Genomic DNA, 15,273 nt, shown 5'->3' on the forward strand with positions numbered 1-15,273 from the left:
GGGCCCGGCTGGAGCGCTCAGGTCCCGCCGACCACCGTCACTTCGATCCCGACGTCGGCGCCGTCCAGGGACACCCTCGGGGCATCCTCGCCCACCGGGCCGACGACCAGTTCGGTCGCGAGTACCTGGTCGCTGATGAATCCGCGGTGGGCCTCGACGGCGGCGGCCATGTCACCGCCGACGTCGAGGGTCAGCACGATCCGGTCGGTCACCTCGAGGCCGGAGTCACGTCGGGCCTGCTGGATCGATCGCACCATGTGACGGGCCCGGCCCTCGGCGATGAGTTCCTCCGTCAGGTTCAGGTCGAGGGTGACCACGGCGTCGTTGGTGCGCAGGGCGGCCGTTCCCGGGTGTCCCTCTGCAACCAGTGAGAGTTCGAACTCGTCGCCGGTGAGGGTGTGGTCGGCGACGATGACCGAACCGTCGGCGTTGGGCGTCCACTCTCCGGCGCGTGCGCCGGCGAGGACCTTCTGCATGTCGCCACCGAGTCGGGGGCCCAGGAGTCGTCCGTTGGGCTTGAGTTCGAAGGTGATGTCCGCGTCGAGTTCGTCGGCCAGGTCGACGTGCTTCACGTTCACCTCGTCCGCGAGGAGATCGACGAACGGTGCGAGCGCCTCGGCCCCGTGGCCGTGGACGGTGAGACGCGCCAGGGGCACCCTGGCGGCGATGCCGTTGTCCTCGCGGATGCCGAGGGCGACCGACGCGACGTCGCGAGCGCGGTCCATGGCCGCTACGAGCGCCGGGTCCCCCGGGAGGTCTGCCGCTTCGGGCCAGTCGGTGAGGTGTACCGACCGCGCACCCGTGAGACCCGTGTGGATCTCCTCGGTGACGAGTGGCAGCATCGGCGCCGCCACCCGGACCAGGGTCGTGAGCACCGTGTAGAGGGTGTCGTAGGCATCGCGCTTGGCCTCGGGGTCGACCTCGGCGGCGGGTGCCCAGAATCTGTCCCGGGAGCGGCGGATGTACCAGTTGTTGAGTGCGTCGAGGAACGCCGTGATCCGCCCGCATGCGGCCGGCAGGTCGTAGGCGTCCATGGCCGCGGTGACCTCGGTCACGAGGTCGTGGGTCTTCGCGAGCAGGTAGCGGTCCAGTACGTGGGTCGACGTGGTCCGTTCAGTCGCGCTGATCCCGTCGGCGTTCGCGTACAGGGTGAAGAACGAGTAGGCGTTCCAGATCGGGTTGATGACGAGGCGGATGACGTCGGTGATCTCGTCGTCGTCCACGCGGACCTCGCCGCCGCGCACGACCGGCGACGACACGAGATACCACCGCAGCGCGTCGCTGCCCTTGGTCGAGAAGATCTCGGTGGGGTCCGTGTAGTTCTTGAGGCGCTTGGAGAGCTTGGCCCCGTCGGACGCGAGCAGGATCCCGTGACATATGGCGTTGCGGAACGGCGGACGGTCGAAGAGAGCGGTCGACAGCACGTGCAGCGTGTAGAACCAGCCGCGGGTCTGGTTGACGTACTCGACGATGAAATCGGCGGGGAAGTGATCCTCGAACCAGTCCCGGTTCTCGAAGGGGTAGTGGACCTGCGCGTAGGGCATGGATCCGGACTCGAACCAGCAGTCGAGCACCTCGGGTACCCGCCTCATCATCGACTTCCCGGTCGGGTCGTCGGGATTGGGCCGCACGAGTGCGTCGACGGTCGGTCGGTGGAGGTCGTCGAGGCGGACGCCGAAGTCACGCTCGATCTCGTCGAGGCTGCCGTAGACGTCGATACGGGGATACTCGGGGTCGTCCGAGCGCCACACGGGGATCGGGGAACCCCAGAAGCGGTTCCGCGAGATGGACCAGTCCCGCGCCCCCTCGAGCCACTTGCCGAACCTGCCGTCACGGACGTGGTCCGGGATCCAGTTGATCTCCCGGTTCAGCTCCAGCATCCGGTCGCGGATGTCGGTCACCTTCACGTACCAGGAACTGAGCGCCCGGTAGATGATCGGGGTGTCCGTGCGCCAGCAGTGCGGGTAGTTGTGGTCGTAGGTGTCATGCCGGACGATCCGGCCCCGCTCCTTGAGAGCGGCGATGACCGACGGATTGGCGTCGAAGACGTTCTCGCCCGCCCACTCGGGAACGTCGTCGGTGAAGCGTCCCTCGTCGTCGACGGGTACGACCAGGCTGATCCCGGCGGCTTCACTCACCACCTGGTCGTCCTCGCCGAAACCGGGCGCGAGGTGCACGATGCCGGTGCCGTCCGCGGTGCCGACGAAGTCGGCGAGGAGGACGCGGAATGCGTTGGGCGTGTCCGCGAAGTAGTCGAACAACGGCTGGTAGGTGCGCTCGGCGAGCTCCGCACCCGAGACGGTGCCGTGGAGTTCCGCGTCGGCGAGCTGGGGCCCGTAGCGCTCGACGGCGGCGGAGCCGAGGATCGTGTAGATGGTCCCGTCCTCGCCGGCCTCGGCCATGATCGAGTACTCGATGTCGGCCCCGACGGCGAGCGCGAGGTTCGACGGCAGGGTCCACGGTGTCGTGGTCCAGGCGAGGATGCGCATCGGCCCGGGGTCGCCCGGCCGGGGCTCCAGGTCGAAGGCAACCGTGATGGCCGGGTCCTGACGTGGTCGGGTGGCGTCGTCGAGTCGGATCTCGAAGTTCGACAGCGGGGTCTCCGCCCCCCAGCTGTAGGGCATGACCCGGTAGGCCTCGTAGACGAGCCCCTTGTCCCAGAGCTGTTTGAAGGCCCAGATGACGCTCTCCATGTAGGAGAGGTCCATGGTCTTGTAGTCGTGATCGAAGTCCACCCACCGGGCCTGGCGCTCGACCGTCGAGCGCCAGTCCTGGGTGTAGCGCATGACCGAACTGCGGCAGTGGTCGTTGAACTCGGCGATCCCGTAGGAGGTGATGTCGCGGCGCCCCGACACGCCGAGTTCCTTCTCGGCCTCCATCTCGGCGGGCAGCCCGTGACAGTCCCAGCCGAACCTCCGCTCCACGCGTCGGCCCCGCATGGTCTGGTACCGCGGGACGACGTCTTTCACGTAGCCGGTCAGGAGATGACCGTGGTGGGGGAGGCCGTTGGCGAACGGGGGGCCGTCGTAGAAGACGAACTCGTTGGCTCCACGCTCGCCGGTCTCGCGCTCTTCCACGGATGCCTCGAAGGTCCCGTCGCTCCTCCAGCGTCGCAGGATCGCCTCCTCGAGCGCCGGTAGATCCGGACGCGTCGGCACCCTCGGGTAGGGGGTGGCCGCGCTGGTGTCGTCGTTGCGGTCGGCAGGGTGGCTCATGGGAGCGGTCGTCACCTCGGGGTCGGATCGGCCCTCCGAATCGTACAGCCGCCTCCGCCCGGGAATACCGGGGCCGGTCCGTTGTTGAGTGCATTGCCAGGACCACCGCTGAGGCGTACAATGCGCTGCTCTCACGGCCCCCGCCGGGTGCCATTGCTGCGCCGGCCCGATAAAGAACGGACGCACGACATGGCGAAATCCAAGCAGGCCGCCGAGAAGCCCCCTCGTGCGCGGACACTGGCCGACGTCCTCGCCGACGAGGACGCGATCACGCCGAACGACCACGCCGACGACAAGTTTCTGCGCCGCCAGCGCAAGTCGCTGCTCTCCGAGCGCTCGAAGTACATCGAGTCCGCCGACTCGCTCAAGGCCGAGGCGGACGCGCTCGTCGACGACCGTGAGCCCGGCGACACCCAGTTCGACGAGGAGTCCGGTGAGGGGGACAGCCTCGCCGTCGAGCGCGAGCGGGACCTCGCCCTGAGTGCCCACGCGCGGGCTGCGGTGGAACAGATCGAGGCTGCGCTGATGCGCATCGACAAGGGCACCTACGGCATCTGCACCGTGAGTGGCAAGCCGATTCCCAAGGAGCGGCTCAAGGCCATCCCGTGGGCGTCGGAACGTGTCGAGTACAAGGCCGGTGGCCTCGGTCGACGCTGAGGCTCCGTCCTCGGCGACCCCTCACGACCAGGACCTGTCCCGGCGTCAGATACTCGTCGCGGTCGCGGTCTCGGCGGCGATCCTCGGTGTCGATCAGCTCACCAAGTGGTGGGCGCTCGTCGCTCTCGACGACGGTCACACGATCGACCTCGTCGGAAGCCTCAGGTTCAACCTCGTCTTCAACGAGGGTTCGGCCTTCTCCCTGGGTTCCGGGGCGGGTCGGTGGTTCGCGCTCGCCGCGGCCGTGATCTCGGTGGGCCTGCTGTGGTACGCCGGCCGCGTGGCCCGCATGCGCGAGGCGGTGGTCGTGGGTGTGGTGGCCGGTGGTGCCATCGGCAACCTCGGCGACCGCCTCTTCCGGCGCGGTGACGGCTTCGCAGGCGGTGCCGTCGTCGACTTCGTCGACCTGCAGTGGTGGCCCGTGTTCAACGTGGCCGACATGGCGATCGTCGTGGGGATCGTCCTGGTGGCGCTCGTCGGCGTCGGGTCCTCGTGGAACGACTGACCGAGACGATCGGAGCCGCGACCGACGGCGAGCGGCTCGACCGGGTCGTCGCGCGGCTGACCGGGCGGAGTCGTTCGGCGGTGGCCGACCTCGTCACGGCGGGCGCGGTCGGAGTGGACGGCGACGTGGTCACCTCGCGGTCGCGACGCGTCGTGACCGGTGAGGTTCTGAGTGTGGAACTGCCCGATGCCGAGGACGGTCGACTACGACCCGATCCGACGGTGGAGTTCACCGTCGCCTTCGCCGACGAGCACCTGCTGGTCGTCGACAAGCCCGCCGGTGTGGTCGTGCACCCGGGGGCGGGAAACGCCGAGGGAACCCTGGTCCACGGTCTGATCGCCCACTACCCCGAGATCGCGTCAGTGGGTGAGGAGGGTCGCCCCGGGATCGTCCATCGTCTCGACCGTGGCACCTCGGGCCTCTTGCTGGTCGCCCGGACGCCTGCGGTCCACGAGACGCTGTCGGCGATGATGGCCGCGCACTCCGTCGAGCGGACCTACGTCGGCGTCGTCGCCGGGCATGTCAGCGACGACGAGGGTGTCGTCGATGCACCGATCGGACGCTCCAACCGTCAGCCCACCAAGATGACGGTGAGGCGGGAGGGCCGTGACGCCCGAACCGGGTACCGGGTCCTGCGGCGGGTCGACGAGCCGGTACCCGCGAGCGTGGTCGAGTTCCAGCTCGAGACCGGTCGCACGCATCAGATCCGGGTGCACATGGCCGCGATCGGTCATCCGTTGCTCGGCGACCACGCCTACGGAGGCTCGGGTGACCTGTGTGACCGCGTGGCCCTGCACGCCCGCAGGTTGCGCTTCGCCCATCCCGTCGACGGGACACCGTGTGACGTCAGCGCGGAGATCCCCGCAGACCTCGCCGCGCTGTTGGACTCGCTCTCTGGCTGACTGTGACCGGTGCCTCAGGCGCGTTCGGTGGTGTCGTTGGGCCACGGCTGTTGGCCCCGGGTCATCCCGGCGATGTCAGCGAGGGTGAACGAGCCCAGCAGCTCCTTCATCCGGTCGCCGACGCACGCCCAGATCGCGAGTAGGACGCACTGGCCCTCGTGGTCACAGGCCCCGTCCTGGTGGGGTTCGCCGAAGTCGCCGGCGACGATCGGGCCGTCCACGGCGCTGACGATCTCGCTGAGACGGATCTCGTCGGGTGGTCGCGCCAGGAGGTAGCCGCCCCCGACTCCACGCTTGGAGCGCACCAGGCCGGCGCCCTTGAGGGCGAGGAGTATCTGCTCGAGATACGGCTGGGGAAGCCCCGTGCGCTCCGCGATGTCACGCACCGAGGTGGGGGTGCCGTCGCCATGGCGCAGAGCGAGTGACAACAGCGCACGGCTCGCGTAGTCACCCCGCGTCGACACCTTCACGACCCCAGCCTAGGAGGCTCCGCGCCGAGGCGAGCGGAACCCCCGGTCGGCACTCAGTCGCGTTCGAACTGCGAAACGAAGTCCCAGACCGTGGCGGCTGCATCGAGGTCGCGGTAGGGGCGTCCCGACAGCAGCCACTGCAGCACTGTCGTGGGTCGACCCATCCAGGCGTGACTCGCTCCGGCGACCTCGACGAACTGCACGGTGAGGTCGTCGGCGCAGCCGGCCCAGGTACGTCGTGTCACGTCGGCGTCGACGGGATCGACGGCGGTGTCGTCGGTGGTGCACCCGTTCACCTCGGCGAGGCGCTCGATGCTGAGCCGTGGCGAGAAGAAGTCGTGGCCGGATATCCCCGAACCCGGGCCACCGTCGATCGGCAGGTTCGTGTCGTCGGTGCCGTGGATGGCCATGGCCGCGACCGGTTCGTCCGGCTGACACCCGTCGATCTCGAGGGATCCCGCCTGGAAGCCGACGGCGACGATCCGGTCGCTGAGTTCGCATGCGAGCCGGTAGGCCATGATGGCGCCGTTGGAGTGGCCGGTCGCGTAGATGCGGCCCGTGTCCACACGATGGTCGGCGGCGATCTCGTCGATCATCATCGAGATGAAGCCGACGTCGTCGACACCGCGCCGCGTGTCGGAGGCGAGGCCGCAGCACGCTCCGCCGTTCCACACACGGCTCTCACGTCGCCGCAGGATCTGCGTGCCGTCGGGGTAGGCGACGATGAACCCCTCCGACTCCGCCAGCTCGTCGAACCCGGAGGCGTCGCGGAACTGCAGACCCCAGCCGGTGCCGCCGTGCAGGGCGATCAGCAGCGGGAGCGGCTCGTCGCCCGCTGCTGTCGGCACGTGGACGTGGTACGTCCGCAGCCGCCCGTCCGGGGCGCGCAGCGAGGCGCTCACGAGTTCGCTGCCGGCGGTCGTGGCATCGCCGCCGGGTTCCTCGGCCGCCCCGCTGGTGCCGATCGCACAGGCCGTCGCCATCAGGGCGAACACGATGGCAGTGGTGATCATCGCGATGCGCCGTGAGGTGGGCGGTGCGGGTGGTGTGGGGAATGCGGTGGGCGCGGGTCGTTCCATACCCCTGTTATCGGGCCGATGGGCCCGGGCGGTTCACACCGCATTCCGACTGGGTCGCACGACCCAGCGGTCCCGGGCGCCCCTTACCCTGAGTCGGGTGAACGACTCCGACCAGGTCCGTCCCGACTACGGCGGGGCGTGTGTGACGAACATCGTGCCGGCACTGGTGGATCACCCCGATGCCGGCCGGGGCTGGTTGCCGGCCGTCGCGACCGATGCCGACCGGGTCGTGCTCCTCGTCCTCGACGGACTGGGCTGGCACCAACTCGAGGCGAACCGCGCCGCCATGCCAACGGTGGCAGCGATGGCCGGTGGGGCCGTGTCCACGGTGGTCCCGTCGACGACGGCGACCGCGTTGACCTCGATCGTCACCGGGACACCGCCCGGCGAGCACGGAGTGGTCGGCTACCGCATCGACATCGGAGGGGGAGAGGTACTGAACGCGCTGCGCTGGCGGACCCCGGCCGGTGACGCCCGCGAGCGGATCGTCCCCGAGGACTTCGCGGAGGCCGAACCGTTCGGTGGCCGTGCCACACAGGTGATCTCGCCGGTCGCGTTCACGCGCAGCGGGCTGACCCGCACCCACCTGCGCGACAACCCCTACAGGGGGTATCACGCGGCGTCGTCGATCTCGGTGGAGGCCGCGGACGCGATCGGCTCGGGGGAGACGTTCGTGTACGCGTACTACGACGGTGTCGACAAGATCGCCCATGTGCACGGCCTCGGTGAGCACCATCGGCGTGAGCTGGTGGCGGTCGATCGCATGGTCGCCGACCTGATGGAGGCTCTCCCGTCGGGGGTCGCGGTGGTGGTGACCGCCGACCACGGGCTCGTCGACTGCGACACGGAACTGGTCGCGCTCGACCCGGCGGTGACCGACGGCGTCCGGTACCAGTCCGGCGAGGCGCGTCTGCGGTGGTTGCACACCCGTCCCGGCGCGGCGGAGGACGTCGCGGACGCGGCCCGTGCCACCCTCGGCGACGACGCCTGGGTGTGGACCCGCGAGGAGTTCGTGGCGGAGGGTCTGCTCGGTCCGGTGGTCGTGCCCACGGCGCGCGCGCGGCTCGGTGACGTCGCCGTGGCCGCGCGCGGTCGGGTCGGTTTCGCCGACGGCGACGACGCTGTGTCGACCCGCCTCTTCGGCCGCCATGGCTCGCTGACGCCGGGGGAGATGCTGGTGCCGGTCGTGGCCGCGGTGACCTGAGACAGTTACGGTTCACGACGTGAGCGACGAACCTGCGACCCACCCCGGCCCCACCGACCCCGGTCCCCCCGGCGGCGAAGGACGTGTGATCGAACACGGGGAGCTCGTCGACGGGTCGTCCCTGCCCGACAGCGACGGTGACACCGGCGACGAGGAGCCCACCGAGTCGATCGAGCAGCCCGCCAAGGTGATGCGGGTCGGTGCGATGATGCGCCAGCTCCTCGAGGAGCTGCGCGAGGCGAGTCTCGACGAACCCAGCCGCGATCGGCTCCGGTCGATCTACGAGACGTCGATCGCCGAGTTGTCCTCGGCGGTCTCACCGGACCTGCGCGACGAGTTGGACCGGCTCACGCTTCCCTTCGCAGGAGACGAGACCCCCAGCGAGGCGGAGCTGCGTGTGGCGGAGGCACAGCTCGTCGGCTGGCTCGAAGGCCTCGTCCAGGGGATCCAGGCGACGCTGTTCGCCCAGCAGATGGCCGCGCAGCAACAGCTTGCCAACATGCGCCAGCAGCTACCGGCGGGACCACAGGGCCGTCCGGGTGCGCCACCCGGACAGGGGCCGCAGACACCCACCGACGGCAGACACGGGACCTATCTCTGAGAGCGGTGGGTGTCGGCCCGCGCGGCAGGTGGGCCGGGATCGGCGCCACGGTGCGGGCCCCTTGAGCGGTCGTGTGCTCGGCGATAGTGTCGAATGACATCGGTGTGATTCATCCACAGGCTGTGGATCAGGCCTGTGGATCAGCTGGGGACCGCCAGGTCCGTCGCCCCACACCCGGAGACCCAACGGACGGCGATGCCCGACTCGTTCACCCACCTTCACGTCCACACCGAGTACTCGATGCTCGACGGGGCCGCCCGTATCGGCGAGGTCGTAGGTGCCGCGGTGGCCGACGGCCAGCCGGCGATCGGGATCACCGACCACGGCAACATGTACGGGGTACTGGACTTCTACAAGGCGTGCCGTGACGCCGGCATCAACCCCGTCATCGGCACCGAGGCCTACATGGCCCACGACAACCGGGCCGAGCGCCCGTCGCGGCGGGGTCGCGTCGACGACTCGGGTGGTGAGACCGACGGTGGTCGCAAGCTCTACTACCACCTCACGCTTCTGGCCGAGAACGACACCGGCTACCGCAACCTGATCCAGATCGCCTCGCGGGCCTTCCTCGAGGGTTACTACTACAAGCCCCGCGTGGACTGGGAGGTCCTCGCGGACCACGCCGACGGGGTCATCGCAACCACGGGCTGTCTCGGTGGCCACGTCCTGCAGTCGCTGATGCAGGGCGACACCGAGGGTGCCGTCACCAAGGCCGCGCGCCTCCAGGACATCTTCGGTCGCGACAACCTGTTCGTCGAACTCCAGGATCACGGAATCCCCGAGCAGCACGCGACCAACCCCCAGCTGCTCGAGATCGCGAAGCGCATCGGCGCGCCCGTCCTGGCCACCAACGACAGCCACTACACCCACCGTGAGGACTCGGTGGCCCACGATGCGCTCCTATGTGTGCAGACGGGTTCGCTGATGAGCGACCCCGACCGGTTCAAGTTCCACGGCGAGGAGCACTACCTCAAGTCCGCCACGCAGATGCGTTCGTTGTTCCGCGACGTTCCCGAGGCGTGTGACAACACGCTGTGGATCGCGGAGCGGGCCAATGTGGAGATCGAGTTCGGCGAGCCGAAGCTGCCGGAGTTCCCCATTCCGGAGGGCTTCGACGGCACCGACGCGTACCTTGAGCATCTCGCCTTCGAGGGTGCCCGCGAACGCTGGGGTCGTGACCTGCCCGACAAGGCCGTCGAGCGGCTCGCCTACGAGCTGCGGGTCATCTCCCAGATGGGGTTCTCGTCCTACTTCCTCATCACCTGGGACCTGATCCGACACGCGCGCGAGGCGAACATCCGGGTCGGGCCCGGGCGGGGGAGCGCCGCCGGCTGCGCCGTCTCGTACTGCCTGCGCATCACGGATCTCGACCCCATCGAGTACGACCTGCTGTTCGAGCGGTTCCTCAACCCCGGCCGCCGCCAGATGCCCGACATCGACATGGACTTCGACTCGCGGTACCGCGACGAGATGATCCGCTACGCGGCCGAGCGCTACGGGCGTGACCACGTCGCCCAGATCGTCACGTTCTCGACCATCAAGGCACGCGCCGCCGTGCGCGACGCCGCCCGCGTGCTCGGCCACCCCTACGGGCTCGGCGACAAGATCGCCAAGGCGATGCCGCCGCTGGTCATGGGACGCGACACCCCGCTGTACGCCTGTCTCGACGAGCACGAGAAGTACCGCGACGGCTATCTCATGGCCGGGGACCTGCGGGCGATGTACGAGTCCGACAGCGACGCCCGAGCGGTGATGGAGGTCGCCCGCGGCCTGGAGGGACTGCGGCGCCAGGACGGGATCCACGCGGCGGCGGTGGTCATCACCCGCGAACCGCTCACCGATCTCGTGCCCATCCAGCGCAAGCCCGAGTCGGGTCAGGACCCCGCGGATGCTGCCGTCGTAACCCAGTACGAGATGCACGGCGTCGAGGAACTCGGTCTGTTGAAGATGGACTTCCTCGGGCTGCGCAACCTCGACGTCATCACCGACGCGCTCGCTCTGATACGTGAGGGGCGCGGCGTCGAGGTCGACATCGACCACGTCGACCTCGTTGACGAGGAGACCTTCGCTCTCCTGCAGCGCGGCGACACCGTCGGGGTGTTCCAGCTCGAGTCGGCACCGATGCGGGCGCTGATGCGCTCGTTGGCGCCGACCACCTTCGACGACGTCGCGGCGCTCGTCGCCCTCTATCGGCCGGGGCCGATGGAGGCGAACATGCACAACGACTACGCGGACCGCAAGAACGGGCGCTCCGAGATCGAGTTGATCCACGAGGATGCCGCGGAGATCCTCGCCGACACCTACGGACTCATGATCTATCAGGAGTCCATGATGCGGATCGCCCAGCGTTTCGCCGGGTACTCCCTCGAGGAAGCCGACAACCTCCGCAAGGCCTGCGGCAAGAAGATCCGCGAGAAGATGGCCGAGGAGAAGGTCAAGTTCATCGCCGGCTGCGACCGCACGGGCTACGGCGCGGAGGTCGGCGAGAAGTGGTGGGCCCAGATCGAGCCCTTCGCGGACTACGCCTTCAACAAGAGCCATTCCTACGGCTACGGGTACATCGCCTATCAGATCGCCTATCTCAAGGCCCACTACCCCGTCGAGTACATGGCGGCGCTGCTCACCAGCGTCAAGAAGAGCCTCGAGAAGGCCGCCGTGTACCTCAACGAGTGCCGCCAACTGGGTATCGAGGTTCTCGTCCCCGACGTCAACGTGTCATCGTCGGACTTCACGGCCCTTCCTGCGACCGACGACGGGAGCGGGGGCGCAGGCGCCATTCCGTTCGGCCTGTCGGCGGTGCGCAACGTGGGCGAGGGGATCGTCGAGTTGATCATCGCCGAGCGGGTCGCCAACGGCCCGTTCGAGGATTTCTACGACTTCTGTGAACGGGTGGACCCGAGCGTTCTCAACAAGAGGGCCATCGAGTCACTCGTCAAGGCGGGCGCGTTCGACTCGCTCGGACACCCACGCAAGGGCCTCCTCGCGGTGTTCGAGAGGATCATCGACTCGACGCTCGCGCGCAGGCGCGAGCGCGACATGGGCGTCATGACCCTCTTCGGCGATGCCGACGTCGACACCGGCTTCGACGAGCGTGCCGAGATCCCCGACCTGGACTTCGACAAGACCACCAAGCTCGCCTTCGAGAAGGAGATGCTGGGTCTCTACATCAGCGACCACCCGCTCATGGGCGTGCAGGGCGTCCTGGCCCGCCGCTGTGACGTGACGATCCCCGAGATGCTCGAAGCCGACGACGGTCGGATCCTCAACGTCGGGGGAGTGGTCACGAACCTGTCCAAGAAGTGGACGCGCAAGGGCGACCTGATGGCGGTGTTCGAACTCGAGGACCTCGAGGGATCGGTCGAGGTGATGGTCTTCCCCCGGACCATGACCGAGCACGGGCATCTCCTCGCCGACGATTCCGTGGTGGTCATCCGCGGGCGTGTAGACGGGCGCGACGACCTTTCGAAGCTGATCTGTATGGACATCGAGGTGTTCGACACCGACGGCATCGGCGAGGCGTCACCGCTGCGGGTCCAGTTGCCCGACCACGGTCTGCGTGCCGACACGGCCGACGCCCTCAAGGACCTCCTGAGCGATCATCCCGGCGACAGCGAGGTCTTTCTGCACCTCGGCGCGACGAAGGTCCTGCGGCTGCCCGACCAGTTCTGCGTCGACACCTCCAACGGCCTCGTCGGTGAGCTGCGGATGCTGCTGGGACCCGACGCCGTCCACGTCTGAGAGGACGCCCCGCGCAGTTCCGAGTTGCGAGGTCGGATCCATCCGTACTGGACTATGTCGGGATCGGCCGGGTGAGGATCAAGGGGCAGAAGATGGCAATCGACCTCGAGACGAAGGATTGCACCGCAGTCACCGACGCGGAGCTCGAGGAGATGGCCGAGCTCAGCGGTGAGGGCACGGGGGGCCTCTCGGTGGGTGACCTGTCCAAGCAGACCGAGTTCTGGGTGCTGTCGTCGACGGCCCGCGAGAACGGTCGGCTGCGGGGTTTCTCCTTCTCCACACTCGAGCGCATCGGTGGCACGCCGGCCGTGATCATCGGTTCGGGCGCGGTCGCACGTACTTCGCGCCGCGACACGGTCCTGCGGGGCCTCCTCGGTGAACAGTTCCGCCGGGCCCTGCTGGCATTCCCCGACGAGGACGTCGTGGTCGGCCTCCAGTTGGACCGGCCCGACGCGCTCGACGCCCTCGGAGTCCTCGACGATCTCGTGCCGCGCGAAGGTCACCGCGCCAACGGTGAACAGCGTGCCTGGGGGAAGCGGCTCGCCAAGCGCTACGGGTCCGAGAACGGCAGCTATGACGAACGATCCTTCGTGCTGTCGGGAGACGGAGGGGCCTCGTTCCTCTTCGACCACGAGGCCGTCGAGGCGACACCGACGCCGGGGACGGTCGAGCTCTTCGACCGGCTGGACCACGACCGTGGTGACACCCTCGTGGTCTGTGGCTGGGCGCTCGCGGAGGACCTGGAGCGCCTCGGCGCATAGGGCGCCGTGGAGTTCGCGGCCGCCGTCCGGACCCGCCGGATGTGCCGGAGCTTCGCGCAGCGGCCCGTCGACACCGAGACGCTCACACATCTCTTCGACCTCGCGCGTCGGGCTCCCTCCGCGGGATTCGCGCAGGGGATCGGGTTCGTCGTGCTGCGTGGCCCCGATCGCTTCGAGCGGTTCTGGGATCTGACACTTCCGCGGCACCGTCGCGCCGGGTTCGCCTGGCCCGGGCTCCTCGACGCCCCCGTCATCGTGGTGCCCGTGGCCGACTCCAGCCGCTACCTCGAGCGGTACTCCGAGCCCGACAAGGCCCCGACGGGTCTCGGGGCCGACCCCACGGCATGGCCGGTGCCCTACTGGGTGGTCGACTGCGCGTTCGCAGTCGAAAACCTGCTGTTGGCCGTGACCGACCGCGGCCTCGGCGCGCTCTTCTTCGGGATCTTCCACCAAGCCGGGGCGGTCAGCGAGGCCCTCGACCTCCCCGATGGAGCGGTGCCCATCGGCGCGATCGCGCTCGGCCATCCGGCTCCTGACCGTCCGAGCGCTTCGGTGCGCCGCGGCCGACGGGACCTCGACGAGGTCGTCCATGACGGTTCCTGGGGCACACCGCTGAGCGGATAGAATCGACCGCCATGCAAGCCGACGTGGACAGCGCACTCGCCGGGATCCGGTCGATCATCCAGGCCGACGGAGGCGACATCCGACTCGTCGACGTCGACGGGGCGAAGGTCACCCTCGAGCTCGTTCTCGACAGCGCGGAGTGCCGCGAGTGCGTCATGCCCCGCGCGTACCTCGAGCCCATGGCGCTCGACATGTTGCGGGCGGCCGTGCCGGCGGTCCGCGAGGTCACGATCGCCGACCCCCGCGAGGCGGACGGAACCTGACCGCGGCTCTGTGGGTCGCCGGAGCGCGTCCCCGCACGCTACCGGCGGCGGTGGTGCCCGTGCTGGTCGGCACGGCTCTGGCCGCCGAGGCCGCCGAAGGTGCCACCGGTTCGGTCGTCTGGTGGCGCGCCGGTGCCGCCCTGGTCGTCGCGCTCGCCCTGCAGATCGCCACGAACTACGCCAACGACTACAGCGACGGTGTGCGCGGCACGGACCGTGACCGGGTCGGTCCGGTCCGCCTCGTCGGTTCCGGGCTCGTAGCGCCCCGCCGGGTTCTCGCGGCGGTGTCGATCTCGTTCGCCGTGGCCGGTGTTGCCGGCCTCGCGCTCACGATCGCCGTCGGTCCGGAGTTGCTCGTCGTCGGCGTCGTGTCGATGCTCGCCGGCTGGTTCTACACGGGCGGATCACGGCCGTACGGTTACCACGGCTTCGGGGAGTTGTTCGTCTTCGTCTTCTTCGGCCTGGTCGCGACGGTGGGGACCTTCTACGTCCAGGTCGGGGAGGTGACGGCGCGCGCCGTCCTGGCGGGCGCCGGGGTGGGTGCACTGGCTTGCGCGTTGTTGGTGGTCAACAACCTGCGCGACATCCCCACCGATCGTGCCAGCGCGAAGCGGACCCTCGCGGTGCGCATCGGCGACCGCGCCACGCGTGTGTCCTACGTGGTGCTGGTGGTCGGGGCCTTCGCCGTGGTCGCCGGGCTCGCACCCGGGTCGCGCTGGGTGCTGATCGGCTTCGTGGCGGTTGCGGCAGCCGTCGCACCCGTGAGGACCGTGCTGAGCGGTGCCGTGGGCCGGGACCTCGTCGGGGCCCTGGCCGGGACCGGCCGGTTGCAGCTCGTCTACGGGGTCCTGGTCACCGCGGGTATCTGGATCGGCGCGGGCTGACCCTGCCGGGGTGGCGTCAGAGCCGCTGGTTGAACTCGATGCGGTTGCCCGACGGGTCGTGGCAGAACACCTGACGACACACGCCGTCGAGCTGTCCGGGCGGGTCGGTTTCGATGCCCGACGCCGCGAGAGTTGTACGGACCTCGTCCACGTCATCGACGAGGAACGCGAAGTGCTGGCCCGCATCGGGCGGCGGGTCCGCGACGATCAGGTGGACCTCCCGGCCGTCGCCGGCGTTCAACCATGCCCCCTTCACCGACAACTCGGGCCGCTCGAGTTTCGTCATCCCGAGAACCCCGCTGTAGAAGGCCTCGGCCGCGTCGAAGTCGGTGACGTTGATGGACACGTGGTGGATGCCGGTGACGAGCAT

The 15,273-nt window shown here is 69.0% G+C and carries 14 protein-coding genes; 10 read left to right on the forward strand and 4 right to left on the reverse strand.

All coding sequences use genetic code 11. From position 1 onward, the window contains the following. Positions 1-17: 17 nt before the first annotated feature. The gene (ileS, locus tag RIE08_00425; GenBank protein MEQ8716052.1) at positions 18-3,215 is read right to left on the reverse strand and encodes an isoleucine--tRNA ligase; all 3,198 of its coding nucleotides are present in this window, start codon (positions 3,213-3,215) and stop codon (positions 18-20) included. A gap of 189 nt (positions 3,216-3,404) precedes the next feature. Between ileS and RIE08_00430 the strand changes: the two genes are divergently transcribed. Genes RIE08_00430 through RIE08_00440 form a run of 3 tightly spaced genes read left to right on the forward strand, consistent with a single transcriptional unit; the run spans position 3,405 to position 5,279 of the window. Then, entirely contained in the window at positions 3,405-3,872 is a 468-nt protein-coding gene (locus RIE08_00430; GenBank protein MEQ8716053.1) for a TraR/DksA C4-type zinc finger protein, read from the forward strand. Continuing rightward, positions 3,853-4,377, forward strand: coding sequence for a signal peptidase II (gene lspA / locus RIE08_00435; GenBank protein MEQ8716054.1), 525 nt, complete (start codon positions 3,853-3,855; stop codon positions 4,375-4,377). The genes RIE08_00430 and lspA overlap by 20 nt, the downstream gene beginning before the upstream one ends. Beyond that, entirely contained in the window at positions 4,365-5,279 is a 915-nt protein-coding gene (locus RIE08_00440) for an RluA family pseudouridine synthase (GenBank protein MEQ8716055.1), read from the forward strand. The genes lspA and RIE08_00440 overlap by 13 nt, the downstream gene beginning before the upstream one ends. A 14-nt stretch (positions 5,280-5,293) precedes the next feature. On the opposite strand, the gene RIE08_00445 is transcribed toward RIE08_00440, so the two are convergent. Next, positions 5,294-5,749, reverse strand: coding sequence for an Rrf2 family transcriptional regulator (locus tag RIE08_00445; protein MEQ8716056.1), 456 nt, complete (start codon positions 5,747-5,749; stop codon positions 5,294-5,296). 53 nt (positions 5,750-5,802) lie between these two features. Next, the gene (locus RIE08_00450) at positions 5,803-6,828 is read right to left on the reverse strand and encodes a PHB depolymerase family esterase (protein ID MEQ8716057.1); all 1,026 of its coding nucleotides are present in this window, start codon (positions 6,826-6,828) and stop codon (positions 5,803-5,805) included. Positions 6,829-6,925: 97 nt separating this feature from the next. Here RIE08_00450 and RIE08_00455 point away from each other — a divergent pair, with 97 nt between their 5' ends. The 7 genes from RIE08_00455 to RIE08_00485 all read left to right on the forward strand — a co-directional run bounded on the left by RIE08_00455 (position 6,926) and on the right by RIE08_00485 (position 14,903). Beyond that, complete coding sequence (locus RIE08_00455) at positions 6,926-8,032, forward strand: alkaline phosphatase family protein (protein ID MEQ8716058.1); 1,107 nt, start codon at positions 6,926-6,928, stop codon at positions 8,030-8,032. 19 nt (positions 8,033-8,051) lie between these two features. After that, the gene (locus tag RIE08_00460) at positions 8,052-8,633 is read left to right on the forward strand and encodes a DUF2587 domain-containing protein (protein ID MEQ8716059.1); all 582 of its coding nucleotides are present in this window, start codon (positions 8,052-8,054) and stop codon (positions 8,631-8,633) included. A gap of 195 nt (positions 8,634-8,828) precedes the next feature. Further along, positions 8,829-12,371, forward strand: a complete 3,543-nt coding sequence (dnaE, locus tag RIE08_00465; GenBank protein ID MEQ8716060.1) for a DNA polymerase III subunit alpha — start codon at positions 8,829-8,831, stop codon at positions 12,369-12,371. A gap of 92 nt (positions 12,372-12,463) precedes the next feature. Then, positions 12,464-13,132 (forward strand): hypothetical protein, encoded by a 669-nt coding sequence (locus tag RIE08_00470; protein MEQ8716061.1) that lies wholly within the window; start codon positions 12,464-12,466, stop codon positions 13,130-13,132. 6 nt (positions 13,133-13,138) lie between these two features. Next, positions 13,139-13,756: a nitroreductase family protein gene (locus tag RIE08_00475; protein ID MEQ8716062.1), complete on the forward strand. Its 618-nt coding sequence runs from the start codon at positions 13,139-13,141 to the stop codon at positions 13,754-13,756. Positions 13,757-13,767: 11 nt separating this feature from the next. Next, positions 13,768-14,019 carry a NifU family protein gene (locus tag RIE08_00480; GenBank protein MEQ8716063.1) on the forward strand — a complete coding sequence of 84 codons (252 nt, stop codon included), beginning with the start codon at positions 13,768-13,770 and terminating at the stop codon, positions 14,017-14,019. Positions 14,020-14,027: 8 nt separating this feature from the next. After that, the gene (locus RIE08_00485; GenBank protein MEQ8716064.1) at positions 14,028-14,903 is read left to right on the forward strand and encodes a 1,4-dihydroxy-2-naphthoate polyprenyltransferase; all 876 of its coding nucleotides are present in this window, start codon (positions 14,028-14,030) and stop codon (positions 14,901-14,903) included. A 16-nt stretch (positions 14,904-14,919) separates the two neighbouring features. On the opposite strand, the gene RIE08_00490 is transcribed toward RIE08_00485, so the two are convergent. Next, the gene (locus tag RIE08_00490; protein MEQ8716065.1) at positions 14,920-15,273 is read right to left on the reverse strand and encodes a VOC family protein; all 354 of its coding nucleotides are present in this window, start codon (positions 15,271-15,273) and stop codon (positions 14,920-14,922) included.

It is taken from the genome of Acidimicrobiales bacterium (assembly GCA_040219085.1).
Taxonomy (GTDB): Bacteria; Actinomycetota; Acidimicrobiia; order Acidimicrobiales; family JAVJTC01; genus JAVJTC01.

What these genes read in the sequence shown, in the direction of transcription:
- ileS (MEQ8716052.1), bottom strand. Translation starts at nt 3,215, where the DNA reads ATGAGCCACCCTGCCGACCGCAACGACGACACCAGCGCGGCCACCCCC.
- RIE08_00430 (MEQ8716053.1), top strand. Translation starts at nt 3,405, where the DNA reads ATGGCGAAATCCAAGCAGGCCGCCGAGAAGCCCCCTCGTGCGCGGACA.
- RIE08_00450 (MEQ8716057.1), bottom strand. Translation starts at nt 6,828, where the DNA reads ATGGAACGACCCGCGCCCACCGCATTCCCCACACCACCCGCACCGCCC.
- dnaE (MEQ8716060.1), top strand. Translation starts at nt 8,829, where the DNA reads ATGCCCGACTCGTTCACCCACCTTCACGTCCACACCGAGTACTCGATG.
- RIE08_00470 (MEQ8716061.1), top strand. Translation starts at nt 12,464, where the DNA reads ATGGCAATCGACCTCGAGACGAAGGATTGCACCGCAGTCACCGACGCG.
- RIE08_00480 (MEQ8716063.1), top strand. Translation starts at nt 13,768, where the DNA reads ATGCAAGCCGACGTGGACAGCGCACTCGCCGGGATCCGGTCGATCATC.
- RIE08_00490 (MEQ8716065.1), bottom strand. Translation starts at nt 15,273, where the DNA reads ATGCTCGTCACCGGCATCCACCACGTGTCCATCAACGTCACCGACTTC.